General features: G+C 64.2%; 25 protein-coding genes and 1 tRNA gene. 11 read left to right on the top strand and 15 right to left on the bottom strand.

The window, feature by feature from the left end; genetic code table 11:
- Positions 1-4: 4 nt before the first annotated feature.
- The 6 genes from ACKUUH_RS12580 to ACKUUH_RS12555 all read left to right on the top strand — a co-directional run bounded on the left by ACKUUH_RS12580 (position 5) and on the right by ACKUUH_RS12555 (position 5,583).
- Positions 5-802 carry an FAD binding domain-containing protein gene (locus ACKUUH_RS12580; protein WP_407950268.1) on the top strand — a complete coding sequence of 266 codons (798 nt, stop codon included), beginning with the start codon at positions 5-7 and terminating at the stop codon, positions 800-802.
- Between the two features lie 35 nt (positions 803-837).
- Positions 838-1,746: an AAA family ATPase gene (locus ACKUUH_RS12575; protein WP_407950267.1), complete on the top strand. Its 909-nt coding sequence runs from the start codon at positions 838-840 to the stop codon at positions 1,744-1,746.
- Position 1,747: 1 nt separating this feature from the next.
- On the top strand, positions 1,748-2,947 hold the full coding sequence (locus ACKUUH_RS12570) for a vWA domain-containing protein (protein ID WP_407950266.1): 1,200 nt from the start codon (positions 1,748-1,750) through the stop codon (positions 2,945-2,947).
- Entirely contained in the window at positions 2,944-3,276 is a 333-nt protein-coding gene (locus tag ACKUUH_RS12565) for an XdhC family protein (protein WP_407950265.1), read from the top strand. The genes ACKUUH_RS12570 and ACKUUH_RS12565 overlap by 4 nt, the downstream gene beginning before the upstream one ends.
- Before the next feature lie 151 nt (positions 3,277-3,427).
- Positions 3,428-3,955, top strand: a complete 528-nt coding sequence (locus ACKUUH_RS12560) for an XdhC family protein (protein ID WP_407950264.1) — start codon at positions 3,428-3,430, stop codon at positions 3,953-3,955.
- Positions 3,952-5,583, top strand: coding sequence for an NTP transferase domain-containing protein (locus tag ACKUUH_RS12555; protein ID WP_407950263.1), 1,632 nt, complete (start codon positions 3,952-3,954; stop codon positions 5,581-5,583). The genes ACKUUH_RS12560 and ACKUUH_RS12555 overlap by 4 nt, the downstream gene beginning before the upstream one ends.
- A gap of 71 nt (positions 5,584-5,654) precedes the next feature.
- On the opposite strand, the gene ACKUUH_RS12550 is transcribed toward ACKUUH_RS12555, so the two are convergent.
- Positions 5,655-7,259 carry an alpha-glucosidase family protein gene (locus ACKUUH_RS12550; protein WP_407950262.1) on the bottom strand — a complete coding sequence of 535 codons (1,605 nt, stop codon included), beginning with the start codon at positions 7,257-7,259 and terminating at the stop codon, positions 5,655-5,657.
- Positions 7,260-7,351: 92 nt separating this feature from the next.
- On the opposite strand from ACKUUH_RS12550, the gene ACKUUH_RS12545 reads away from it, so the two are divergent.
- Complete coding sequence (locus ACKUUH_RS12545) at positions 7,352-8,086, top strand: SDR family oxidoreductase (RefSeq protein WP_407950261.1); 735 nt, start codon at positions 7,352-7,354, stop codon at positions 8,084-8,086.
- Here the strand turns inward: ACKUUH_RS12545 and ACKUUH_RS12540 are convergent.
- Positions 8,083-8,823, bottom strand: a complete 741-nt coding sequence (locus ACKUUH_RS12540) for an SIR2 family NAD-dependent protein deacylase (protein WP_407950260.1) — start codon at positions 8,821-8,823, stop codon at positions 8,083-8,085. The genes ACKUUH_RS12545 and ACKUUH_RS12540 overlap by 4 nt on opposite strands.
- A 76-nt stretch (positions 8,824-8,899) precedes the next feature.
- Here ACKUUH_RS12540 and ACKUUH_RS12535 point away from each other — a divergent pair, with 76 nt between their 5' ends.
- Both ACKUUH_RS12535 and ACKUUH_RS12530 read left to right on the top strand, forming a co-directional pair.
- Entirely contained in the window at positions 8,900-9,319 is a 420-nt protein-coding gene (locus ACKUUH_RS12535) for a VOC family protein (protein ID WP_407950259.1), read from the top strand.
- A 47-nt stretch (positions 9,320-9,366) separates the two neighbouring features.
- The gene (locus ACKUUH_RS12530; RefSeq protein ID WP_407950258.1) at positions 9,367-9,714 is read left to right on the top strand and encodes a hypothetical protein; all 348 of its coding nucleotides are present in this window, start codon (positions 9,367-9,369) and stop codon (positions 9,712-9,714) included.
- A 119-nt stretch (positions 9,715-9,833) separates the two neighbouring features.
- On the opposite strand, the gene ACKUUH_RS12525 is transcribed toward ACKUUH_RS12530, so the two are convergent.
- From ACKUUH_RS12525 to ACKUUH_RS12500, 6 genes are all read right to left on the bottom strand, one after another.
- Positions 9,834-9,908: transfer RNA gene (locus ACKUUH_RS12525), tRNA-Glu, on the bottom strand.
- A 115-nt stretch (positions 9,909-10,023) separates the two neighbouring features.
- Positions 10,024-11,844, bottom strand: coding sequence for a single-stranded-DNA-specific exonuclease RecJ (recJ, locus tag ACKUUH_RS12520; protein WP_407950257.1), 1,821 nt, complete (start codon positions 11,842-11,844; stop codon positions 10,024-10,026).
- A 101-nt stretch (positions 11,845-11,945) separates the two neighbouring features.
- A complete protein-coding gene (gene glpX, locus ACKUUH_RS12515; RefSeq protein WP_407950256.1) occupies positions 11,946-12,920 on the bottom strand; it encodes a class II fructose-bisphosphatase in 975 nt (324 codons plus the stop codon).
- 54 nt (positions 12,921-12,974) lie between these two features.
- The gene (locus ACKUUH_RS12510; RefSeq protein WP_407950255.1) at positions 12,975-14,282 is read right to left on the bottom strand and encodes a homoserine dehydrogenase; all 1,308 of its coding nucleotides are present in this window, start codon (positions 14,280-14,282) and stop codon (positions 12,975-12,977) included.
- Positions 14,279-15,544, bottom strand: a complete 1,266-nt coding sequence (locus tag ACKUUH_RS12505) for an LL-diaminopimelate aminotransferase (protein ID WP_407950254.1) — start codon at positions 15,542-15,544, stop codon at positions 14,279-14,281. The genes ACKUUH_RS12510 and ACKUUH_RS12505 overlap by 4 nt, the downstream gene beginning before the upstream one ends.
- Positions 15,545-15,738: 194 nt before the next feature.
- Positions 15,739-16,383, bottom strand: a complete 645-nt coding sequence (locus ACKUUH_RS12500; RefSeq protein WP_407950253.1) for a hypothetical protein — start codon at positions 16,381-16,383, stop codon at positions 15,739-15,741.
- Between the two features lie 209 nt (positions 16,384-16,592).
- Here ACKUUH_RS12500 and ACKUUH_RS12495 point away from each other — a divergent pair, with 209 nt between their 5' ends.
- Entirely contained in the window at positions 16,593-18,560 is a 1,968-nt protein-coding gene (locus ACKUUH_RS12495; protein ID WP_407950252.1) for a PHA/PHB synthase family protein, read from the top strand.
- Between the two features lie 153 nt (positions 18,561-18,713).
- On the opposite strand, the gene ACKUUH_RS12490 is transcribed toward ACKUUH_RS12495, so the two are convergent.
- The 3 genes from ACKUUH_RS12490 to ACKUUH_RS12480 are packed head-to-tail and all read right to left on the bottom strand — an operon-like array spanning position 18,714 to position 20,023.
- Positions 18,714-19,415 (bottom strand): hypothetical protein, encoded by a 702-nt coding sequence (locus tag ACKUUH_RS12490; RefSeq protein WP_407950251.1) that lies wholly within the window; start codon positions 19,413-19,415, stop codon positions 18,714-18,716.
- Between the two features lie 37 nt (positions 19,416-19,452).
- Positions 19,453-19,767 carry a HigA family addiction module antitoxin gene (locus tag ACKUUH_RS12485; RefSeq protein WP_407950250.1) on the bottom strand — a complete coding sequence of 105 codons (315 nt, stop codon included), beginning with the start codon at positions 19,765-19,767 and terminating at the stop codon, positions 19,453-19,455.
- Entirely contained in the window at positions 19,739-20,023 is a 285-nt protein-coding gene (locus tag ACKUUH_RS12480) for a type II toxin-antitoxin system RelE/ParE family toxin (RefSeq protein ID WP_407950249.1), read from the bottom strand. The genes ACKUUH_RS12485 and ACKUUH_RS12480 overlap by 29 nt, the downstream gene beginning before the upstream one ends.
- 145 nt (positions 20,024-20,168) lie before the next feature.
- On the opposite strand from ACKUUH_RS12480, the gene ACKUUH_RS12475 reads away from it, so the two are divergent.
- A complete protein-coding gene (locus ACKUUH_RS12475) occupies positions 20,169-21,011 on the top strand; it encodes an EamA family transporter (protein ID WP_407950248.1) in 843 nt (280 codons plus the stop codon).
- On the opposite strand, the gene argC is transcribed toward ACKUUH_RS12475, so the two are convergent.
- The 4 genes from argC to ACKUUH_RS12455 all read right to left on the bottom strand — a co-directional run.
- The gene (gene argC, locus ACKUUH_RS12470) at positions 21,008-21,961 is read right to left on the bottom strand and encodes an N-acetyl-gamma-glutamyl-phosphate reductase (protein ID WP_407950247.1); all 954 of its coding nucleotides are present in this window, start codon (positions 21,959-21,961) and stop codon (positions 21,008-21,010) included. The two genes, ACKUUH_RS12475 and argC, sit on opposite strands and share 4 nt — an antisense overlap.
- A 212-nt stretch (positions 21,962-22,173) precedes the next feature.
- Positions 22,174-22,662, bottom strand: coding sequence for a 30S ribosomal protein S9 (gene rpsI / locus ACKUUH_RS12465; RefSeq protein WP_407950246.1), 489 nt, complete (start codon positions 22,660-22,662; stop codon positions 22,174-22,176).
- Between the two features lie 2 nt (positions 22,663-22,664).
- Positions 22,665-23,129, bottom strand: a complete 465-nt coding sequence (gene rplM, locus ACKUUH_RS12460) for a 50S ribosomal protein L13 (RefSeq protein WP_407950245.1) — start codon at positions 23,127-23,129, stop codon at positions 22,665-22,667.
- 89 nt (positions 23,130-23,218) lie between these two features.
- On the bottom strand, positions 23,219-23,415 hold a 197-nt coding region (locus tag ACKUUH_RS12455), incomplete at its 5' end, for a hypothetical protein (protein ID WP_407950244.1).

Below are 23,415 nucleotides of genomic sequence, written 5' to 3'. Positions count from 1 at the left end.
GCATATGTACCAGTTCAACTATGAGCGCCCGAAGACGCTGGCCGATGCCGAGGCTCTTCTCGGCAAGGCAGACGACCCGAAAATCCTTGCGGGCGGCCAGACGCTGATACCGACATTGAAGCAGCGCCTCGCCATGCCGAGCGACGTGATCGATATTGGCGGCATCAAGGAGCTCGATTTCGTCCGCGCCGAGGGCGATGCCGTGATGATCGGCGCCGCAACCCGCCACGCGACGGTCGCGCAGTCCACGGATGTGAAGAAGAACAACCCGGCGCTCGCCGCGCTTGCGGGCGGCATCGGTGATCCTGCCGTCCGCCACATGGGAACGCTGGGCGGTTCCATCGCCAACAACGACCCGGCTGCCGACTACCCCGCCGCTTGCCTCGGCCTCGACGCGAAGATCCACACGACGCGGCGCCTCATCGAAGCCGACGAATTCTTCAAGGGCATGTTCGAAACGGCGCTGCAGGACGGCGAAATCATCAAGGAAGTGACATTTCCGCATCCGGAAAAAGCGGCCTACATGAAGTTCCGCAACCCCGCCTCACGCTATGCGATGGTCGGCGTCTTCGTTTCGAGAGGCCCATGGGGCGTTCGCGTCGCGGTCACAGGCGCTGGCCAGAACGGCGTCTTCCGCATCGCCGAAATGGAAGAGGCGCTCGCGAAGAACTGGTCGCCGGATGCCGTGGCAAACATCAAGGTGTCGGCCTCGGGCCTCAACAGCGATCTCCACGGCACCGCCGAATACCGGGCGCATCTCGTCACCGTCATGGCGAAGCGCGCCGTTGCGGCTGCTGGATAACCTGACAAAGAGGCCCGCCGGCCCGGATTGAGCCCATGACGCTACCCGCCAATATCGACGAAACGGTCGAGCTTCTCGCGCGCGGCAATTATGCCGCCGGCCGCTCGCTCGCGACCGTCATCTTCCTCGCGCTCAAGATGGGCCGTCCCCTTCTGCTCGAAGGCGAGGCAGGCGTCGGCAAGACCGAGATCGCGAAGGTACTGGCCGATGCGCTCGGCCGCCGCCTCATTCGCCTGCAATGTTATGAGGGCCTCGACACCGGCGCCGCCGTCTATGAATGGAACTATCAGGCGCAGATGATCGAAATCCGCCTCGCGGAAGCCGAAGGCGTCGGCGACCGCACGGAACTCGGCAAGGATGTCTTCTCCGAGCGCTTCCTCATCCGCCGCCCGATCCTGCAGGCGCTCGAACCCGCCGTCGAAGGCCCGCCCGTCCTCCTGATCGACGAGCTTGACCGCACCGACGAACCTTTCGAGGCCTATCTTCTCGAAGTCCTTTCCGACTTCCAGGTGAGCGTCCCCGAAATCGGCACCATCAAGGCGGAGCATCCGCCCATCGTCATCGTCACGTCGAACCGTACGCGCGAAATCCACGATGCCTTGAAGCGCCGCTGCCTCTATCACTGGGTCGATTATCCGGATGCGGAACGCGAGCTCGCGATCCTGAAGTTGAAGGCGCCCGGCACACCGGAAAAACTCTCCCGCGAGATCGTCTCCTTCGTGCAGAAGCTGCGCGGCCTCGATCTCTACAAGAACCCGGGCATCGCCGAGACGATCGACTGGGCGGAAGCCTTGACGGCGCTCGATGCCGTTTCCCTCGACAGGCAGTCCGTCAACGACACGCTGGGGGCGCTCCTGAAATATCAGGACGACATTGCCCGTGTCGCGGGCAGCGAGGCCGCGCGCATTCTGGAGGAAATCCGGATGGCCGCGGCGGCGGAATGACATGGAAGCCTCTGCGGGCCGCCTCTCCGAAAACATCCTTCATTTCGCGCGCGTCCTGCGCCGCGCCGGTCTTCGCGTCGGCCCTCGTCAGGTACTCGACGCTGTTGAAGCCGTCGAAACGGCGGGCATCGGCACGCGCGAGGATTTCTACTGGACGCTCCACGCAACGCTGGTGAAGCGTCACGAGGAGCAGGAGCTTTTCGCCCAGGCGTTCCACGTCTTCTGGCGCAACCCGAAGCTCCTCGACAAGATGATGTCCCTGATGCTGCCGGAGATCGAAATGCCACCCGGTGCCACCGAGGAAGAAAAAAGCCGCCGCCTCGCGGAAGCGCTCTTCGGCGAAGGCCACGAACGCATCGAGGATGAACCCGATATCGAGATCGACCGGAGCGAAACCTTCTCGAAGGAAGAACTGCTTCGCACCCGGGACTTCGAAAAGATGTCTGTGGCGGAACTCGCGGAAGCAAAGGCCGCCATCGCCCGTCTCCGCCTGACGCTGGACGAGACCCGCACGCGCCGCACGAGGCCGGCCGCGCGCGGTCATCTGGTCGACATGCGGGCCACGCTCCGCGCGACGCTCCGCTCAGGTGGCGTCATCCCGCTGAGGCGCCGCGATTACTGCCGCCGCCGTCCGCCGCTCGTCGTCCTTTGCGACATATCGGGTTCGATGTCGGCCTATGCCCGCGTCTTCCTTCACTTCCTCCACGCCCTCACCAATGACCGCGACCGGGTGCATGTCTTCCTCTTCGGCACCCGGCTGACGCATGTCACCCGCGAGATGAAGCACCGCGATGCCGACGAGGCGCTCGCCCGCGTCGCCGCCCGTGTCGAGGACTGGGACGGCGGTACCCGCATCGGCGAGACGCTGCACCGCTTCAACGTGGATTGGGCGCGCCGGGTGCTGGGGCAAGGCGCCACCGTCCTCCTCGTCACCGACGGGCTCGACCGCGACGCGGGCGAAGGCGTGGAGCCCGAGATCGCCCGGCTTCACCGCAGTGCCCGCCGCCTCATCTGGCTGAACCCGCTGCTCCGCTATGAGCGCTTCGAGCCGAAGGCGCTGGGGGTGAAGGCAATCCTCCCCCATGTGGACGAGTTCCGCCCGGTCCACAACATCGCCTCTCTTGCCTCTCTGGTCGAAGCGCTGTCCGATGCCCATATCGGCAGGAAGCCCGAAAGGTCCGGCAGGAGGCAAGCTGCATGAGCGAAACCCTGAACCATGATCGCGTCCTTGAAGAGGCTGCCCGCTGGATCGGAGAAGGCCGCAAGGTGGCGCTCGCCACCGTCATCGAAACCTGGGGTTCGGCCCCTCGTCCGGTCGGCAGCCAGCTTGCGATCCGCGACGACGCGATCTTCGTCGGTTCCGTCTCCGGCGGCTGCATCGAGGGCGATGTCGTGACCCGCGCCCTCGACGCGCTCCAAACCGGCAAACCGGAAATCATCGAATATGGCGTCTCGGATGCCATGGCCTGGGAGGTTGGGCTCGCCTGCGGCGGCCGCATCCGCGTCATGGTCGAGCCGGTGACGGGCTGACATGGAAGCGTCGATCCTCCAACAGCTTGTCCGAGACCGCGCCGAAAAGCGCGCTGTGGTGCTCGCCACAAGGTTAATGAATGGAATCCAGAAACTAGTTTATCCTACTGATAAACAAGAAGAAAACTGGTTAATTAAAGCTGTATCTCAAGTGCTCGCCAGCGACCGTGGCGCGGTCGTCCAAGGCCCGGATGGCGACTGGTTCCTCAATCCCTTCAACCCGCCGCTCCGCCTGATCCTTGTCGGCGCGGTCCATATCGCGCAGCCGCTCGCCCTCATCGGCTCGCTCGCCGGTTACGACGTAACGGTCATCGACCCGCGCACTTCCTTTGCCTCCGCCGAGCGTTTCCCGGATGTGGCGCTCGTCACGGATTGGCCGGACGAGGCCATGGCCGCCCTCGCCCCCGATGCCCGCACCGCCATCGTCACCCTCACCCACGATCCGAAGCTCGACGACCCGGCTCTCCACGCGGCGCTCAGGAGCCCCGCCTTCTATATCGGCTCGCTCGGCTCGAAGAAGACCCATGCCGCCCGCGCCGCCCGCCTCGCGGAGGCCGGCTTCGCGGAAGACGATATCGCCCGCATCCACGGCCCCGTCGGCCTTTCCATCGGCGCGAAGAGCCCGGCGGAAATCGCCATTTCCATCATGGCCGAGATCACGGAGACGCTTCGCAGATGATCTTCGGCGACATGACACCGGACGAGGCCGAGGGCGCCATCCTTGCTCATTCGCAGAGGACAGGCGGCGGCACCTTCAAGAAGGGCCGCGTCCTGACGCGCGCCGACATCGCGGCGCTCAAGGAAGCGGGCATCGGCCATATCGTCGCCGCGCGGCTCGAGCCCGATGACGTCCCGGAGGACGAAGCCGCCGGCACGCTTGCCGCCGCCCTTGCGGGCTTCTCCGTGCGCGCCTCCGCGCCATTCACGGGCCGCGCCAACCTCCACGCCGAAACGGCAGGTGTCATCGAGATCGACCCGGAGCGCATCGGCGCCATCAACGCCATCGGCGAGGCGCTGACCGTCGCCACCCTCATGCCCTTCGAGACCGTCGCCGAGCGCCAGATGCTCGCAACCGTGAAGGTGATCCCCTTCGCCGTCCCTCGCGCCGATCTCGACAAGGCGCTCGCCATCGCCCGCGACGGCCCCGCTCCCGTCACGCTCCGCCGCTTCGAGCCGCGCCAGGCCGGTCTCGTCGCGACGCAGCTTCCGGGCACAAAGGAAAGCATCCTCGACAAGAGCCGCGCCATTCTCGATGCCCGGCTCGACGCCATGGGAAGCCGCATCGCCCGCGAAATCCGCGTGCCGCATGACATCCGCGCCGTCGCCGACGCGGTAAAGGAACTCGCCGGGGACGGCCTTTCCCCCATCCTCGTTTTTGGCGCCTCGGCGACGGTCGACCGGCGCGACGTGGTCCCGGCGGGCATCGTGCTCGCAGGCGGCGACGTGCTGCATTTCGGCATGCCGGTCGACCCCGGCAACCTGCTGCTCCTCGCGCGCCTGGGCGAGACGCCGGTCATCGGCCTTCCCGGCTGCGCCCGTTCGCCCAAGCTCAACGGCTTCGACTGGGTGCTCGCCCGCCTCGTCGCGGGGCTGGAAGTCTCGCCCGCGGACATAATGGGAATGGGATTGGGCGGGCTCCTGAAGGAAATCCCGACGCGGCCCCAGCCCCGCGAAGGTGCCGCCGCGCCCGGCGCCCGCGCACGCATCGCAGCCCTCGTCCTCGCGGCCGGCCGCTCCACCCGCATGAAGAGCGAAGAAGCAGGCGTCCCGAGCAAGCTACTGATGCCGCTCGACGGGAAGCCGATGGTCGCGCATGTCGTCGATGCCGCGCTCGCAAGCGGCGGCGCGCCCGTTATCGTCGTCACCGGCAATGCGGACGCGCAAGTCCGCGCCGCCCTCGCGGGAAAAAACGTCACCTTCGTCCACAATCCGGATTACGCCGAAGGCCTCTCCACATCGCTGCGCGCCGGCCTCGCCGCCCTGCCCGAAGAGACGGACGGCGCCCTTGTCTGTCTCGGCGACATGCCGGACATCCGCAGTATCCATCTGGAGAAACTGATCGCCGCCTTCGATCCGGAAGAAGGCCGCACCATCTGCGTGCCGACCGTTTCGGGCAAACGCGGCAACCCCGTCCTCTGGGGCCGCGACTGGTTCGAAGCCATGATGGAAGTGAAAGGCGACACCGGCGCCAAACACCTGATCGGCGAAAACGCCGACGCCGTCTGCGAAGTCCCCATGCCCGACGACGCCGCACTCACCGACATCGACACGCAGGCGGAGTTCGAGGCGCGGGCAGACAAAAAATAAGGTGTCACCCCGGCGAACGCCGGGGCCCACTCGCGGAACCTCTTGCCGCAAGGGCAGAAGTGATCGAGGCGCTACAGCTTGAAAATTGCCCCGCTCCTTGCTCCCAGCGACAACGCACCACTTTCCCGCATCACCTCCCCAACCTCAAACACCGCCTCACCCGCACCCTCCGGCAAACCGAAGCTCGCCGCCTCCGTGCCGAGATTGAATATGCAAAGCAGCCTCTCACCCTCCACCTCGCGTGTGAAGGCGAGCACCTTGCCCTCCGTATCCACAAACCGGATGTCGCCGAGCTTCAGCGCCGGATGCGCCTTGCGGAGCGCCACGACTTGCCTCGCATGCGCCAGCACCGAGTTCCGGTCCCCCGCCTGCACATCCGCCGCCCGCACCTTGTGATAGTCCGGGATCGGCAGCCAGGGCGTGCCGCTCGTGAAGCCCGCGCCTGCAGCCCCGCTCTCCCACGGCATCGGCGTGCGGCAACCGTCGCGCCCCTTCACCCACGGAAAATAGAGATCGCCCACCGGGTCCTTGATGTCCTTCCGGTCGAGGTCCGTTTCCGGCAGCCCCAGCTCCTCGCCCTGATACATCAGCACCGTGCCCTTGAGCGCGACGAGGATCGTGAGCGCGAGCTTCGCGAGCCGATCGTCGCCCTGCCCCCCGCCCCAACGCGTCACCGGCCGCACGATGTCGTGATTGGAGAAAGTCACGCAGGGAAAGAGATCGGCGAGCGGCGCGAGCAGTTCCTCGTAATATTCGCGGAAGACCGGCGGCTCGAAGCTCCAGTCCTCCAGAAAATGAAATGTGTAGCCCGTGTGCAGCCGTTCCAGACCGCCTGCGTATAGCCCGAGCATTTCCTGCCGCTCGGAGAACTCGCCAAAGGCCAGCCGCTCGTCATATTCCTCCATCACGGCGCGCACGCGCTTCATCGCCCATTCGTTTTCTTCGCGGTTCGCATCGTGAATGTGCTGCTGCAGACGCGGCGCATGCGCCCAGTCCATGAATGTCCGCTTCTCCATCGGCAGCGGCGGATTATCCGTCAGCGCCGCATCGTGCAGATAGGCATTCGCGACATCGAGCCGGAACCCGTCCACACCGCGGTCGAGCCAGAAGCGCAGCACGTTCATGCAGGCCTCCACCACTTCCTCGTTGTGGAAGTTGACCTTCGGCTGGCTCTTCAGAAACTTGTGGTGATAATACTGCCGCCTCACCGGGTTCCACGACCAGGCCGGCCCGCCGAAAGCCGAGAGCCAGTTGTTCGGCACCGTCCCGTCTTCCTTCGCGTCGGCCCAGACATACCAGTCCGATTTCGCGTTGTTCGCCGAAAGCTGGCTCTCCTGAAACCATGAATGCTGCTCCGACGTATGCGCGAGCACCTGGTCCACGATGAGCTTCATCCCGCGCTTGTGCGTCGCCGCGACCAGCCGGTCGAAATCGGCAAGCGTCCCCATCTCGGGCGCGACGTCGCAATAATCCGACACGTCGTAGCCGAAATCCTTGTTGGGCGAGGGATAGAACGGCGACAGCCAGATCGCGTCGGCGCCGAGCCCCACCACATGGTCGAGCTTTTCCTCGATGCCCTTCAGGTCGCCGATCCCGTCCCCGTTCGTGTCGAGGAAACTGCGCGGATAGATCTGATAGACGACCGCGCCCTTCCACCACTCAGCCTTGTTCCCCACGCCGCATCCCCTGCTTGTTCTTGACCTTCTTCCCGAGGCAACACAGTCTCACGGCCAGACAAGAACTGACAATCCTGATTTGGCGGGGACATATGACACGCAGCATTCTGATCACCGACATCGCCCATTTCGTCGGCGGCCCCTCCGCCCGTGCCCTCCTCGCCGAGGGCGCCACGGTCTATGGCGTCGATGCGAACTTCTCGGATGCCTCCGCCCGCGCCGCCTTCGAGGAGAAGGTGCCCGGCGTGAAGGCCCTCTCCATGACCGATCCGAAGGAAGCCGTCGCCGCCGTCATTGAGGCCGAGGGCCGCCTCGATGTCCTCATCAACAACGACGCCTGGCCTGCCGTGCGCGGCCCTGTCGACGAGGCCACCGACAAGGACATGCACGAGACCTTCGAGGCGCTGGTCTTCAAATCTTTCGCGATGACGCGCGCCGCCGTGCCGCAGATGAAGGCGCAGCAGGCAGGCAAGATATTGTTTCTCTCCTCCGCCGCGCCGCTGAACGGCATCCCGAACTACAGCCTTTATGCGGCCGCACGCGGCGCCGCGAACTCGCTCGCGCTCACGCTTGCCAAGGAGCTTGCCTCGTTCAACATCCAGGTGAATGCGCTCGCCTTCAACTTCATCGAAAGCCCGGACTACTTCCCGGCCTCCCTTCTCGACAACCCGAAATCGCGCGAGAAAATCCTCTCGAACATCCCGCTCCGCCGCCTCGGCAAGCCGGAAGAGGCCGCCGCCATCGTCGCCTTCCTGGCGGGCCCCAACGCCGATTTCATCACCGGCCAGTTGATCCCCGTCGCCGGCGGCTGGGCGACCGCACGCTAGTTGAGCATCGCGATCGGCGCGAGCGTCGGTCCGATCTCGTCATGGATCACGAGATCGGCAATCTGGTCGAGCTCCGTCGGCTCGCGGTTGAGGATAATGAGCGTCGCCCCGTTCCGCTTTGCGAGGATGGGAAAGCCCGCCGCCGGATAGACCTGCAGCGACGACCCGATGGCCAGAAACAGGTCACAGCCGAGCGTCGCCTCATGCGCGCGGTTCATCTCTTCCTCCGGCATCGCCTGCCCGAACGAGATCGTGGCCGACTTCACGATACCGCCGCAGGACGTGCAGTCCGGCGCCGCGCCGGATGCCTCATACTGCGCGCGCACCCAGTCGAGTTCGTAGCGCGTGCTGCAATCGAGGCACTTCGCATAAGTGCCGTTGCCATGCAGTTCGATGATTTTTCCGGACGGGATACCGGACGCCTGATGCAGATTGTCGATGTTCTGGGTGATGACATGGGCCGCCTTCCCCTCGTCCACCAGCTTCGCAATCGCCATGTGTCCCTTGTTGGGCTCCGCCTTCACGATGGTCTTGTCGATCTCGAACTTCCGCCGCCACGCTTCGGCGCGTATCTCGGCGGAGCGCAGATAGTCCTGGAAGTCGATGGGCGCCATCTTCGTCCATAGCCCGCCCGGACTCCTGAAATCGGGAATACCCGATTCCGTGCTGATCCCGGCACCGGTGAAAATCACCACGCGGTAAGCTTCCTCGATGGCACGCTTCAAATCGCGCTGCATTCCCGCTCCATCCCTTTGACCTCCCCTCCGTCATGGGGAATCATGCGTCAATTGCCGAACACATCAAGGATCATCGATGAAATATCTGCACACCATGGTGCGCGTCAGCGACCTCGACAAATCGCTGGACTTCTATTGCAACAAGCTTGGTCTCGAAAACCTCGGCCGCTTCGACATCGAGGAAGGCCGCTTCAGCCTCGTCTTCCTTGCCGCTCCCGGCCAGAAGGACGCGCAGGTCGAACTCACCTGGAACTGGGACGCCGAAGAACTCGGCGAAGGCCGCAATTTCGGCCACCTCGCCTATCAGGTCGACGATATCTACGAGACCTGCGACCGGCTGATGCAGGCCGGCGTCACCATCAACCGTCCGCCCCGCGACGGGCGCATGGCCTTCGTCCGCTCGCCCGACAATGTCTCGATAGAGCTCCTTCAGGCGGGCAAACCACTCGCCCCCCGCGAGCCCTGGACCTCCATGCCGAACACGGGACACTGGTGATCTTCCGTGCTATACTTACATTTATGATGCGAATACTGGCTCACACATTGATTGCCGGTTTTCTTGCCCTCTCCGCCTCCGTCGCGGCGGCGGATGAGGTCGACGCCATGCACCCCGGCCTCAATGGATTTCGCCCCGGCACCGGCAACGAGCTCGACTCCCGCTGGGAGCCTTATGTCCAGCTCCGCAATCAGGATGCCTACTACAACAGGCTTTCTCCCGAGTGGGGCCACTACGACCAGCGAGACCCAGGCCTCGATCCCGCTGAATGCCGCGAGAAGCTGACCGGCGATCCGGACAGCGAAGTCCGCTTCGGCTACGCCGAATGCTACGACCGCGAGGGCAAGAGTTACGTCGTGCCAGGCGGCACGACAGACAGCTTTGGCGCCTACTGAGAATTCCCTGAGGCCGGGCTGTGTGATCCGGTCCGGCTGGTTTCATCCGATAGCGCAGCCCCGGCCGCAAATCGCGACCGTGACGGAAATCGAGCAGCAGACGGAAGAGAAGAAGAAAGTGGTACGCCCTAGGGGAGTCGAACCCCTCTTTCCAGAATGAAAATCTGGCGTCCTAACCGATAGACGAAGGGCGCGCACGGCCTCGAAAGGCCAACCGGATACACCGGCCACGAGCGCGCCTTATAAGGGGCGAAACCGCCTCTGGCAACCCCCGATTTCATCTCCGAAGGCGCGCAAATCCTGCGATTTTCAAGGCTGTGCATCGCGCGTCGGCACGGCGTCCTCGATCGTGAACTGCACGCCCCGCCGCCCCTGCCAGTCGTCGGCGCCGAGCCGCCCGGCGACATGCAGAAGCCCCGCCCCTTTATCGAGCAACAGCGCGCCGAGAGGCGACTCCGCCGCCCGGAAGGCGATCCCCTTGATCCGTCCCCCATCCTCGCCCGCAAGAACGCAGCGCACATGCGCCTTGCCCACGATGTCCGCTTTCACCACGCGCACCGAAGGAACCGCGAAGCGCGGCTCGGCATTTCCCGCGCCGTAAGGCCCCGCCTGCTGCAGCAGCTCATAGAGCTCCCGCGTGGCGCCCCGCGCCGCTATGGCGCCGTCTAGCTTCAGCGCCTTCGCCTCCGAGGCCAGCATCACATCGCCTTCGAGCCGCTTCGAGAGGAACGCCTCCAGCGCCTCGAGCTTGTCCTCGCGGAGCGTCAGGCCCGCCGCCATCGCGTGTCCGCCACCATTGACGAGAAGCCCCGCTTCGAGCGCCGCCGTCACCGCCCGGCCGAGATCGACGCCGGCAAGCGAGCGTCCCGAGCCCTTGCCCTCGCCGTTCCGGTCGAAGGCGATGACGAGGCTTGGCCGCTCATACCGGTCCTTGAGGCGGCTCGCCACGATGCCGATGACGCCGGGATGCCAGCCCTTGCCAGCGGCAACGATCACCGGCGGCAGGGCATTTGCCCGCGCGGATGAGAGCCGTTCGTCCACTTGCAGGATCGCCTCTTCGAGCACCTGCGCCTCAATCGCCTGCCGCTCTGCATTCATCACATTGAGTTCTTCGGCGATTGCGCGCGCTTCGATCGCATCCTCCGTCGTCAGCAGTCTTGCGCCGAGATCGGCCCTGCCGACGCGTCCGCCCGCATTCACCCTGGGGCCGAGCAGGAAGCCGCAATGATAGGGGGCTGGCGTGCCGTTCATGCGCGCGGTGTCGGCAAGCGCCGCAAGCCCTGTGTTCAGCCGGCGCTGCATGACGCGAAGGCCTTGCGCGACAAAGGCCCGGTTGAGTCCTGTAAGCGGCACCACATCGCAAACCGTGCCCAGCGCCACAAGGTCGAGCCATTGCATGAGGTCGGGCTCGTCGCGCCCGGCATACCAGCCCGCCTCGCGGAGCGCCCTGTTGAGAGCGACGATGAAAAGAAAGCTCACCCCCACAGCCGCCAGCTGCCCGAGGCCGCTCTTGTCGTCCAGCCGGTTCGGATTGACGAGCGCGAAGGCCGGCGGCAAGGCCGGCTCGGCCTGATGGTGATCGACGACGATGGAGGGAAGGCCGTAATCCGCCGCGAGCCCCAGCGCCTTGTGCGCCATCGTTCCGCAATCGACGGTGATGACGAGATCCACCCCCTCGTCCTTCAGCCGTTTGAGCGCCGGTGCATTCGGCCCATAGCCTTCCCGGATGCGGTCGGGAATATAGATGCGCAAATCGCTCCCCACCGCCTTGAAGAAGCGATAGAGAAGCGCGCTCGACGTTGCTCCGTCCACGTCGTAATCGCCGAAGACTGCCACCTTCTCACCCGCGACGATGGCTTCGGCAACGCGCGTTGCCGCCTTCTCCATGTCGGTGAGTTCGCGCGGGTCCGGCATCAGCGAGCGCAGCGACGGTGCCAGATAGGCTGCACAATCCTCCGGCGCAATGCCCCGCCCCGCCAGCACGCGCGCAACGATCTCAGGCAGTCCCTCGCGTTGCGCGATGGCCAGCGCCAGCCGCTCGTCGGCAAGACGGCTCGCCCAGGCGCGCCCCGTCGCCGAACGATCGACGCCGAGAAAAGGCCTGCCTGCCGTGGTTGAATCCGAATCCATTTTCCTCACCGGGAATCGTCTCGGATCGCAAGCTTAGCGCGGGAACGCCCCACCCGCCCAGACTGGCTTCACAGCGGGCGGATCACGGCGCCGCGAGAACTCTAGTGAAACTTGTCGAGGAAAGCGTGGAAGGACTTAAGGTGCCGCACCGTGCCCGTCGCCGAGCGCATGACGAGGGTATGGGTCGTCACACCGCCGCGTTCGTGATGAATGCCGTCCAGCAGCCAGCCATCGGTCACGCCCGTCGCCGCGAAAATGACGTCGCCCGACGCCATTTCCGTGTGGTCGAATTTCTTGTTGAAGTCCGTCACGCCCATCTTCGCCGCGCGCGCCTTCTGCTCCTCGCTCGAGGTCACGAGGCGGCCCTGCATCTGGCCCCCGATGCAGCGCAGCGCCGCCGCCGCGAGCACGCCCTCGGGCGCACCGCCGACACCCATATAGATGTCGACGCCCGCCGCCGGATCGGTCGTCGCGATTACGCCGGCAATATCGCCATCCGTGATGAGCGTCACCTTCGCGCCCGCCTCGCGCACCGCGCGGATGAGATCGGCATGGCGCGGCCGGTCAAGAATGCACGCCGTAATGTCGCACACGTCGACCTTCTTCGCTTTGGCGAGCGCCTTGATGTTGTCGGCCGGGCTCGCATCGAGATCGATGAGCCCTTGCGGATAGCCGCCGCCGATGGCGATCTTGTCCATATAGGTGTCCGGCGCGTTCAGCAGCGTGCCGCCGGCCGCCGCAGCCAGCACGGCCATCGCGTTCGGCATCGCCTTCGCGGTGAGCGTCGTGCCCTCCAGCGGATCGAGCGCGATGTCGACCTTCGGGCCTTTACCCGTGCCCACCTTCTCGCCGATATAGAGCATCGGTGCCTCGTCGCGCTCGCCCTCGCCGATCACCACCGTGCCGTCGATGTCGAGCACGTTAAGCTCCTTGCGCATGGCGTCGACCGCCGCCTGGTCGGCCGACTTTTCGTCGCCCCGCCCCACCCACAGCGCCGAGCAGACGGCCGCGCGTTCCGTCACGCGCCCCATCTCCAGCGCCAGCATCCGGTTCAGGCCAGGCTTCTTCGCAACCATCTCAAGTCCCCGTTTCTTCGGCCCGTTTTGCGGGCGTTCTGTATCGCAGGCGGCTCAGCGGAGCTCGCCATCCTCTATTCTGATCACAAGCGGTGTGCCCGCCACATCTTCGTGTTTTGCAAGTAAGGCCCGCGCGCGGGCCATCGTGCCTTCGTCGGTTTCATGCGTGATGAAAACAACCGGCATCCGCCCGCTCTCGTCGCTCTTGCCGCCGCGCTGCACGATCCGCTCGATGGAGATCGACGCTTCGGCAAGCGCGCGTGTGATTTCGGCCATGCTGCCCGCGCGGTCCACCGCCCTGAGGCGCAGGTAGAACGAGCTCTTATGCGTATCCATGAGCGGCTTCGCCGGCGCCTTGAGCTTCGTCGCCGGCACGATGAAGGGTGGCACGATGAGCCCGCGGGCAACGTCCACGATGTCGGAGAGAACGGCCGATGCCGTCGGCCCCTCGCCCGCGCCGCGCCCTTCGAGCACCAGATGACCCACCCGGTCGCCATCGACCGCAACCGCGTTGTAGACGCCCGACACCGCCGCGAGCGGCGTTCCCTCCGGCACCAGCGCCGGATGCACGCGCTGCACGATCCCAGCCTCGCTCTTCTCGGCGATGGCGAGCAGCTTCACCTTGAAGCCGAACTCCTTCGCGAAGGCGATGTCGGTCGCGCTGATCTTCTCGATGCCCTCGATATGGACATTGGCGAAATCGACCTCCGTCCCGAAGGCGAGGCTCGCCAGGATCGCAAGCTTGTGCGCCGCGTCGATCCCGCCCACGTCGAAGGTCGGATCGGCCTCGGCATAGCCGAGATCCTGCGCGTCCTTCAGCACATCGGCGAAGTCGCGCCCCGTCGTCTCCATCTCGGTCAGGATGTAGTTGCAGGTGCCGTTGAGGATACCGTGAATGCTGCGGATCTCGTTACCCGCCAGACTCTCGCGCATCGTCTTGACGATCGGAATGCCGCCCGCCACCGCCGCTTCGTAGTTGAGCGCGACGCCCTTCTCTTCGGCAAGCCGCGCAAGCGCCGTGCCGTGATGTGCGATCAGCGCCTTGTTCGCCGTGGCGACATGCTTGCCCGCCTTGAGCGATGCTTCCACGAGGTCGCGGGCGACGCCTTCGGAGCCGCCGATCAATTCCACCACGAGGTCGATATCGTCCGCCGCCGCGAGCGCCATCGGATTGTCTTCCCAGCGCACGCCCGTGAGGTCGATGCCGCGGTCTTTCGTCTTGTCGCGCGCCGACACCGCGACAAGCTCAAGCGCGCGCCCCGACGCAGCCGCAAGGTGCTCGCCGCGCGCGGCCAAAATCTTGACGACGCCCGCCCCAACCGTGCCGAGGCCGGCAATGCCTATACGTAGAGGTTTGGTCACGTCCGCCCCGCCCTCGTTGAACTGGGGTGAGGCACGATGCTCGCGGTAATGCCGACACGTTCTTCGTATTCCGCGATGATCTGGTCGGCGTTCTGCATCATGCGCTTCACATTGCGCGCCGCCTGCCGGATGCGCTGCTCGTTTTCCACGAGGCCGATACGCACATGCCCGTCGCCATACTCGCCGAAGCCGATGCCCGGCGCGACCGCCACATCCGCCTGTTCCAGCAGCAGCGTCGCAAAGCCCATGGAGCCGAGATGCCGGAACTTCTCCGGGATCGGCGACCAGGCAAACATGCTGGCCGGCGGCGAGGGAATGTCCCAGCCGGAACGGGCCATGCTGTCCACCAGCACATCGCGGCGATGCTTGTAGGTGGCGCGGATTTCCGCCACGCAGTCCTGCGGCCCGTTCAGCGCCGCCGTCGCCGCCACCTGGATCGGCGTGAAGGCGCCATAGTCGAGATAGGATTTCACGCGGCCAAGCGCATTGATGAGCCGCTCATTGCCGACCGCAAAGCCCATCCGCCAGCCCGGCATCGAAAACGTCTTCGACAGCGAGGTGAATTCCACCGTGCGCTCCTTCGCGCCCGGCACCTGCAGGATCGAGGGCGGCGGATTGCCGTCGAAATAGATTTCCGAATAGGCGAGGTCCGAAATCACATAAAGGTCGTGCTTCGCCGCGAAGGCGATCACCTCGCGGTAAAAGTCGAGATCGGCCACCTGCGCCGTCGGGTTCGACGGATAGGAAACGACAAGCGCCGTCGGCTTCGGCACGCTGTGGCGGATGCCCCGCTCCAGCATGTCGAAAAAGCCCGTCTCGCTCTCGAAGGGCACGGAGCGGATGACGGCGCCGGAAATGATGAAACCGAAGGCATGGATCGGATAGCTCGGGTTCGGGCACAGGATGACGTCGCCCGGCGCGGTGATGGCCTGGGCGAGGTTCGCGAGCCCTTCCTTGGAGCCCAGCGTCGCGATCACTTCCGTCTCGGGATTGAGCGTCACGCCGAAGCGCCGCTCATAATAGGCGGCCTGCGCGCGCCGGAGGCCCGGAATGCCGCGCGACGAGGAATAGCGGTGCGTCTTCGGGTCGCGAACGGCCTCGATCAGCTTCTCCACGATATGCGGCGGCGTCGGCATGTCGGGATTGCCCATGCCGAAATCGATGATGTCCTTGCCCTCTGCCCGCGCCTTGGCCTTGAGCTTGTTCACGCTCTCGAAAACGTAAGGGGGCAACCGCTTTATGCGATGAAACTCTTCGCTCATGGCTCAATCCTGGAGACGCAATACACCGTCCGCGGCCCCCGATTCGGACCCGCGGCGGTTCACGGCGTCTTATAACGCCAAAGGGGAAATCGGGCCATGCGAAAACGGCCCGTCGCCGTCGAATAGGACGGCAGTCATATGGCTGATTTATGGCGGAAAGCCCGGGTTTATCCCGTCCTTGGGCCGCCCTCCGCTCAGGGCTCGCCGACGGAGGGTTTCACGGTCACGCGCTTGGTCGGCGCCGCCGTCACCTCGGGTCCGGTATCCACGGCAGGCTCGGAAGCCGCCGCCCCGCCATCCTCGGTCACGACCTCGGGCTCGCCTTCGGGCTCCTTGGCAGCGGTCTGGACTTCCTTCTGCGGCAGCACCTTGGAGTAATCGCTATGCCCGCCCCGCGCCCCCGGCATGGGAATGACCGGCGCGCTTTCATAGAGCGACTGCTTGTCCTTCGTCGCCGGCGCATCGTCGTCGAGCGCGGGCACGGGCGTCGGCTGCGCCACCACGGGCGCGGGCGCCGGAGCTTCCGTGCCGCCGCGCAGCACCTGGTCGCTGTGAAGCGCATTCTGCCGGTCTGCCGCAAGTCCCTTCGCGACGTCCTTGCGCTCATCGAGCGGCGTCGCGGCAGGCTGCGTCTGCGGCACGTCGCGCAGATCGGGGAACGCAGCGTCTTCGGGCGCCGCCGAGGGCGTGCCCCCATAGGCCGCGTCGGGCTTGCTGTCGTCCGAAAGTGCCGAACAGCCGGCCAGGGCACCGGCCATGATCAGCACCGCCGCAAATCCGCGTCCGCGGGCCGCTGCGGCAACCCTGTTCACACCCCGGCCATTCGCCAGTACCGACATTTCCGCACTCCTGCTGCTGACGCGTTGCGCGCCGGTTTTCCGTTCCCATATCCGCGTCATCTGGCGGACACGATCAAGCGTATAGTATACGCTGCGCCGGTGAAACCTTTAGAGCGTTTCAAGGCAAAAACGCTCGGCAGAGGGGCCCTTACCCCGCCCCGGACGAGATTCGCGACAAGACCCACGACAAGCCCAGGGAAGCGCTTTTTATGAGCCTCAAGGACACGACCGGCGACAAGGAAGCCGTGCCCGCGAAGGAAGAGACCCGTAAGCCGAAAAAGCCGCGCCGCAGGAAATCCGCGGCGCGCCCCGAATCCAGCGGGCCTTCGGCGAAGCCCGGACCCGGCCCCGCCCCCGAAAAACCGGCCGCGGCGCCCGAAGCGCCGTCGCGCGATTTTGTGATGCCGGATGTCGCCCGCCTCGCGATCAACCTCGTTCACGCGGCGAACCTGGGTCAAAAGGCCGCGCGCCTTCTGATGCAGAACGACGATTCGAAATCCGACGCGAGCCATGCCTTTCACGATCTCCAGCGCGTCGGCAAAACGCTGATGGATGTCGCGGCAAGCTACATGCGCAACCCGGCGAAGATAGTCGAGGCGCAGACTGCCCTCTTCGAAGGCTATCTCGGCCTCGCCTCCAACATGACGCGCCGCCTTCTCGGCGAGGATGTGCCGCCCGTTGCCGCGCCGAGCCGCAGCGACAAGCGGTTCCGCGATCCCGACTGGCAGGAAAACATCGTCTTCGACCTGATGAAGCAGTCCTATCTGCTCACCAGCAAGTGGCTCACCGATCGCATTCGCACCGCCGAGGACGTCGATCAGCACACGCGCGAAAAGGCCGACTTCTATGTCCGCCAGATGGCGAATGCCGTCTCGCCCTCGAACTTCCTCTTCACAAATCCGGAAATCCTTCGCACCACGCTCACCACCAATGGCGAGAACCTCGTCTCCGGCATGGAACATTTGCTGGAGGATATCGAGCGCGGCCACGGCCACATCCAGATCCAGCAGACGGACATGTCCGCCTTCCGCCTCGGCGAGAACGTCGCGACGACGCCCGGCAAGGTCGTCTACCAGAACGACCTGATGCAGTTGATTCAGTACGAGCCCATGACAGAGAAGGTCCACAAGCGCCCGCTCGTCATCTTCCCGCCCTGGATCAACAAATATTACATCCTCGATCTCACGCCCGATAAGTCGCTGGTGAAGTGGTGTCTCGACAAGGGCTACACCGTCTTCGTCGCAAGCTGGGTGAACCCGGACGCGCGGCTCGCCCTCAAGACCTTCGAGGACTACATGTTCGAAGGTGTCTATGCCGCCCTCGACGCGGTGGAAAAAGCCACCGGCGAAAAGGAAGTGAACGCGGTTGGTTATTGCATCGGCGGCACGTTGCTCGCCTCGTCGCTCGCGCATATGGCTGCCCGCAAGGATACCCGCATCAAGTCGGCGACCTTCCTCGTCACGCAGGTGGATTTCACCGAAGCGGGCGAGTTGAAAGTCTTCATCGACGAGGAACAGATTTCCGACATCGAACGCCAGATGCACGAAAAGGGCGGCTATCTGAAGGGGTCCACCATGGCCTCGACCTTCAACATGCTGCGCTCCAACGACCTCATCTGGAACTACGTCGTCAACAACTACATGCTCGGCCGCGAGCCGATGCCCTTCGACATCCTGTTCTGGAATTCGGACGCGACGCGGCTTCCCTCCGCCATGCACGTCTTCTACCTGCGCGAATGCTATCTCGAGAACAAGCTCGCCGAAGGCCGCATGGAGCTTGGCGGCGAGGAGCTGCATCTCGGCGACGTCAAGGTCCCCGTCTACCTCCAGTCGAGCCGCGAGGACCACATCTCGCCCTATAACTCCGTGTACAAGGCAACCCGGCTCTTCGGCGGCCCGGTCCGCTTCATCTGCGCGGGCTCCGGCCACATCGCCGGCGTCATCAACCCGCCCTCCAGCGGCAAATACAATTACTGGACAAACGAAAACCTCCCCGCCACCCCCGACGAATGGTTGACCGGCGCCACCGACCACAAGGGCTCCTGGTGGCCCGACTGGGAAGCCTGGCTCGCGGAAAAATCCGGCCCCATGGTCGAAGCGCGCAAACCCGGCAGCGGCAAACTCAAGGTGCTGGAGGATGCGCCCGGTTCATATGTGCTGGTGAAGTCGGAAGACTGAGGCCTCCCCTTCTACGTCATGGCCGGGCTTGACCCGGCCATCCAGAAGCCGCGAAGCGGCGTCTTTCTTCGGAAGACTCTTTAACGCTTCCAACCTAGCCAGACCAACGAGTGTCGTCCCGGCGAAAGCCGAGTTCCACGGACGTGGCGACTTTCACTCGGCTACTCTTTCGTCTTCTTCTCTGTGTTCGTCAGGAATCGTTTTTAAAAGCTCAATCTTGTAGTTGAGATTCAATTTTCCGCGAAACAGCTCCTGCAATTGGGCGAGCGCATCAGAAGCGGTTCTCGCGTCCCGCACACACCACTCGTGCGCTGTGCGAACCAAATAATTAATTAGCTCCATCTGAGGCCGCAATGCCAAAACTTGCTCGCGATTAAGAGCAACTTGGACATTTGCACCTCCAAGAGACCTGTGCGGCATTTGTGAAAAGAGACGATCCCGTTCCACCTGAAGGTTCTTAAGAACTTCGACCAGCGCCCCGTGAACAACATCCAGGGAAAACAGGGAATTGAATAAACCGTCATCTTTCAACTCGAGCAACAATCCCATTTCTTCGGACGAGAATGCAATTTTCTCAGGCGGATTGGCCAAAGGACGGACGGAAGTCCACGGTTCATTGTTTTGACCCTCTGGCACCTCGCGCTTTAGCCCCTCATCAATATGCGTATAGATACTTTGAAAGTCCGAATACAACTTCGAAAGTTTGAATAGCAAACTGCGTGCCAGCGCCTGTTTCACTCTCAAATGTTCTTCTTCCCGCTGTTTTCTATTTTCTCTCAGCGCATACATTTGAACGGCAAAAGCTATACCTCCGCCAACAATCGCTCCTGCAATTGCCGATAAAAACTGATCCATGCCGTCTCCTAAGTGTGAGTCAAAACGGCCCTCGATCCTAAGCCGCTCTCGGCTCGATGCTTTTCAACTCGCGCTCGATCTCCCGCCGCCGTTCCATCAGTTCGTAGTCGGACTGCAAGCCGAGAAAAAACCCCTCCGACATCCCAAAATAGCGCGCGAGACGAAGGTCCGTGTCCGCCGTCAGCGCCCGTTTGCCGAGCACGATCTCGTTGATCCGGCGCGGCGGCACATGCACCGCCCGCGCCAGCGCATTCTGGCTGAGCCCCATCGGCTTCAGGAAATCCTCAAGCAGAATTTCGCCTGGATGCGGGTTGGGCAGAAGCCTATTTGTGGTAGTCGACGATTTCGACATCGCTCGGTCCTCCTTCCTGCCAGACAAAGCAGATCCGCCATTGATCGTTGATACGTATGCTGTGCTGTCCGGCACGATGCCCCTTCAAGGGCTCCAGTCTATTGCCGGGTGGAACACGCAAATCCTGAAGCACACGGGCCTGATTAATCAGACGCAGTTTGCGCAAAGCCACCGCCTGAATATCGGACGGCAGTTTCCGGCTTTGCTGGCCGGTCCAAATCAGTTCGGTTTCAGAATCGGCAAAGCTCCGGATCATGTCGAAACATAACGCATCACGTTATATAACGCAATACGTTATATTTAAGCAATTCCTTTGGCAGAAAAGGTCTCTCGGCAGACTCGCCCCAACCGGCTAGCTTGCGTCCCGCCGCTATCCTGCGGCCCCTGCCGGATGCCGCATCTTGAGCCTCACCGTCACCCTCGCCGTCCTCGCCTCCGCCCTGCTCCACGCAAGCTGGAACGCGCTCGTCAAAACCGGCGCCGACCGTCTCATGATGATGGGCTGGATCGCGGCGGCGACGGGCCTCGTCGCGCTGCCCTTCCTCTATGTCATGCCGGTGCCGCCCGCCGACGTCTGGAAGATCCTCGTCCTCTCCTTCGCGCTTCACGCCGGCTACAAGCTCTTCCTCGTGCAGGGCTATCACTATGGCGATTTCGGCCAGGTCTATCCGCTGTCGCGCGGCCTCGCCCCCGCCATCGTCACCATCGTCGGCGCGCTCTGGCTCGGTGAAATCCTCCCGACCCTCGCCTTCGCCGGCGTCGGCCTCATCGCGCTCGGCATTGTCAGCCTCGCCTTCCGCCGCACCAATGGCGCAGGCCTTCCGAACGATCCGCGCGCGCTCGCCTACGCCTTCGGCACCTCGCTCTTCATCGCCGCCTACACGCTGAACGACGGCCTCGGCGGCCGCATAGCGACAAGCCCGCACATCTATGTCATCTGGCTCTTCGCGGGCGACGGGCTGATCTTCTTCCTGATCGTGCTGGCCAGGCGCGGCCGCGCCTTCCTCAAGCCCCAGCGCGCGATGGCCTATGGCTTCGCGGGCGGCGTCATGTCCGTCATCGCCTACTGGCTCGTCATCTGGGCGATGACCTTCGCGCCGCTCGGCCCCGTCGCGGCGCTGCGCGAAACGAGCGTCGTCTTCGCCGCGCTCATCTCCGGCCTGCTGATGAAGGAAGGCCTCGGCTGGCGCGCGGTCGCCGCCGCCTGCGTCGTCGCCGCCGGCGTCATCCTCTTGAAAGTTTAGAGGTCGACGCCCAGCCCCTCGTCCGCGCCGGTCATGATGTTGAGGCACTGCACCGCCTGCCCCGACGCGCCCTTGCCCAGATTGTCGAGCAGCGCCGCAAGCCGCACCTGTTTCGTCGTCTCGTTGCCGAAGACGAAAAGCTTCATCGCATTCGTGCCGTTCAATTGCTCCGGATCGAGCTTCGTCATCGCGGCACTCTCCGCCAGCGGCGCGACGCTCACAAAGCGTTGCCCCTCGAAATATTCCGCCAGCGTCTCGTGAACCCGCGCCACGGAAACCTCACCCGGCAACGCCCAGAGCTGCAGCGGCACTTCCACGATCATGCCCTGCGCATAGCGCCCGACATTCGGCGCGAAGAGCGGCGGGTGCGCGAGCCCCATGTTCTTCTGCATCTCTGGCACATGCTTGTGCGCGAGGCCGAGCGCATAGGCCCGGAACGCCTCCAGCGTGTAGTTCGGCGCCGCCTCGTCCTCGAATTCGGCGATCATCTGCTTGCCGCCGCCCGAATAGCCCGACACCGCGTTCACCGTGAGCGGCCAGGTCTCCGGCACGATGCCCGCCGCGACAAGCGGCCGCGTCAGCGCGATCGCGCCGGTCGGATAGCAGCCCGGATTGGTGACGCGCGTAGCGCCCGAAATCGCCTGCCGCTGCCCCGGCGACATTTCCGGAAAGCCATAGACCCAGCCATCCGCCACCCGGTGCGCCGTCGAGGCGTCGATGACGCGCGTCGTCGCATTGCCGATCAGCGACACCGCTTCCTTCGCCGCCTCGTCCGGCAGGCAGAGGATCACGATGTCGGCTTCGTTCAGCGCCTCTTTCCGCGCGCCCGCATCCTTGCGCTTGTCCTCGCCCAGCGAAATGAAGTCGAGATCGTCGCGCCCCTCGAGCCGCGCCCGGATCTGCAACCCCGTCGTCCCCACTTCGCCGTCGATGAAAACCTTCGTGGTCATCTCATCATCTCCAACCACCAACTCGTCATGGCCCGCTTTATGCGGGCCATCCACGCCTGCCCCGGCGAAAGCCGGGGTCTTTCTTTTCTCTTCTTGCCAAAGACGTGGATGACCCGGACAAGCCGGGTCATGACGGCAATGGGAAAGCATACAAAACAAAAAGGGCGCTCCGGTAATCCCGAAGCGCCCCTGATCGTCGCCGTAAACGCTGATCAGCGCTTCGAGAACTGGAAGCTGCGGCGGGCCTTCGCCTTGCCGTACTTCTTGCGTTCGACCACGCGGCTGTCGCGCGTGAGGAAGCCTTCCTTCTTGAGCGCGGCGCGCAGGCCGGGCTCGAAATAGGTCAGCGCCTTCGAAAGGCCGTGACGGATCGCGCCGGCCTGACCGGAGAGGCCGCCGCCCACCACCGTCGCGGTGATGTCGTACTGCTTCTCGCGCGCGGTCACGACGAGCGGCTGGTTCAGGATCATGCGCAGCACCGGACGCGCGAAATAGACTTCGAGCTCGCGGCCGTTGATCTTGATGCGGCCGGAGCCCGGCTTGATCCAGACGCGGGCAACGGCGTTCTTGCGCTTGCCGGTCGCATAGGCGCGGCCGAACTTGTCGAGCTTCGGTTCGGCGGGAGCGGCGCTCGCCGCCGGCGCCGCGGCCGTGCCTTCCATTGCGCCCTTCAGGTCTTCGAGCGTGGTTGTTTCGGACATGACTATGCGATCCTGACGTTCTTGCGGTTCTGGGCGGCGAAGTCGAGCTTCACCGGCTGCTGCGCCTCGTGCGGATGCTCCGCGCCGCCATAGATGTGCAGATGCGTCATCTGCTGGCGGCCCAGCGGTCCGCGCGGGATCATGCGCTTCACGGCGAGTTCGAGCACGCGCTCGGGGAAACGGCCTTCGAGAATGCGCTTCGGGCTCGTTTCCTTGATGCCGCCGGGATGACCCGTGTGGCGGTAGTAGCGCTTGTCGTCATACTTCTTGCCGGTGAGCGCGACTTTGCCCGCGTTCACGACGATGACATGATCTCCGCAATCCATGTGGGGCGTGTAGGTCACCTTGTGCTTGCCGCGCAGGATATTGGCGACATGCGACGCAAGGCGGCCGAGCACGACGCCTTCGGCGTCGATCACGATCCACTTCTTCTCGATTTCGGAGGCTTTCGCGGAGTAGGTCTTCATGGCGAAAATCCCGGGCATCATGAAAAGGCTGAGGGCCGCGTCTCGCGGCCCCGGTTCGGCGCTGCTTCTAGGGCGTCGCGTGCGCCCTGTCAACAGCATTGAACCGGGCCATGGCCCGAAAAACGCTTTATTCGCAGGCTTTTATCGATGCGGTAACAGGATACCCCAATTTCTAGCGCGGCGGGATCGAATAGGTGCAGCTCGCATGAGCGACCGGCCCGCTCAAGCCCTCCTGCGGATTTCTCTGCAAAAGAGGGTGGCGGCTGGTGTTGATTGATGATTCCCT

Source organism: Parvibaculum sp., assembly GCF_045863935.1.
Classification (GTDB): Bacteria; Pseudomonadota; Alphaproteobacteria; order Parvibaculales; family Parvibaculaceae; genus Parvibaculum.
The sequence above is the reverse complement of the archived record's forward strand: the minus strand, read 5'-3'. Positions and strand labels throughout refer to the sequence as shown.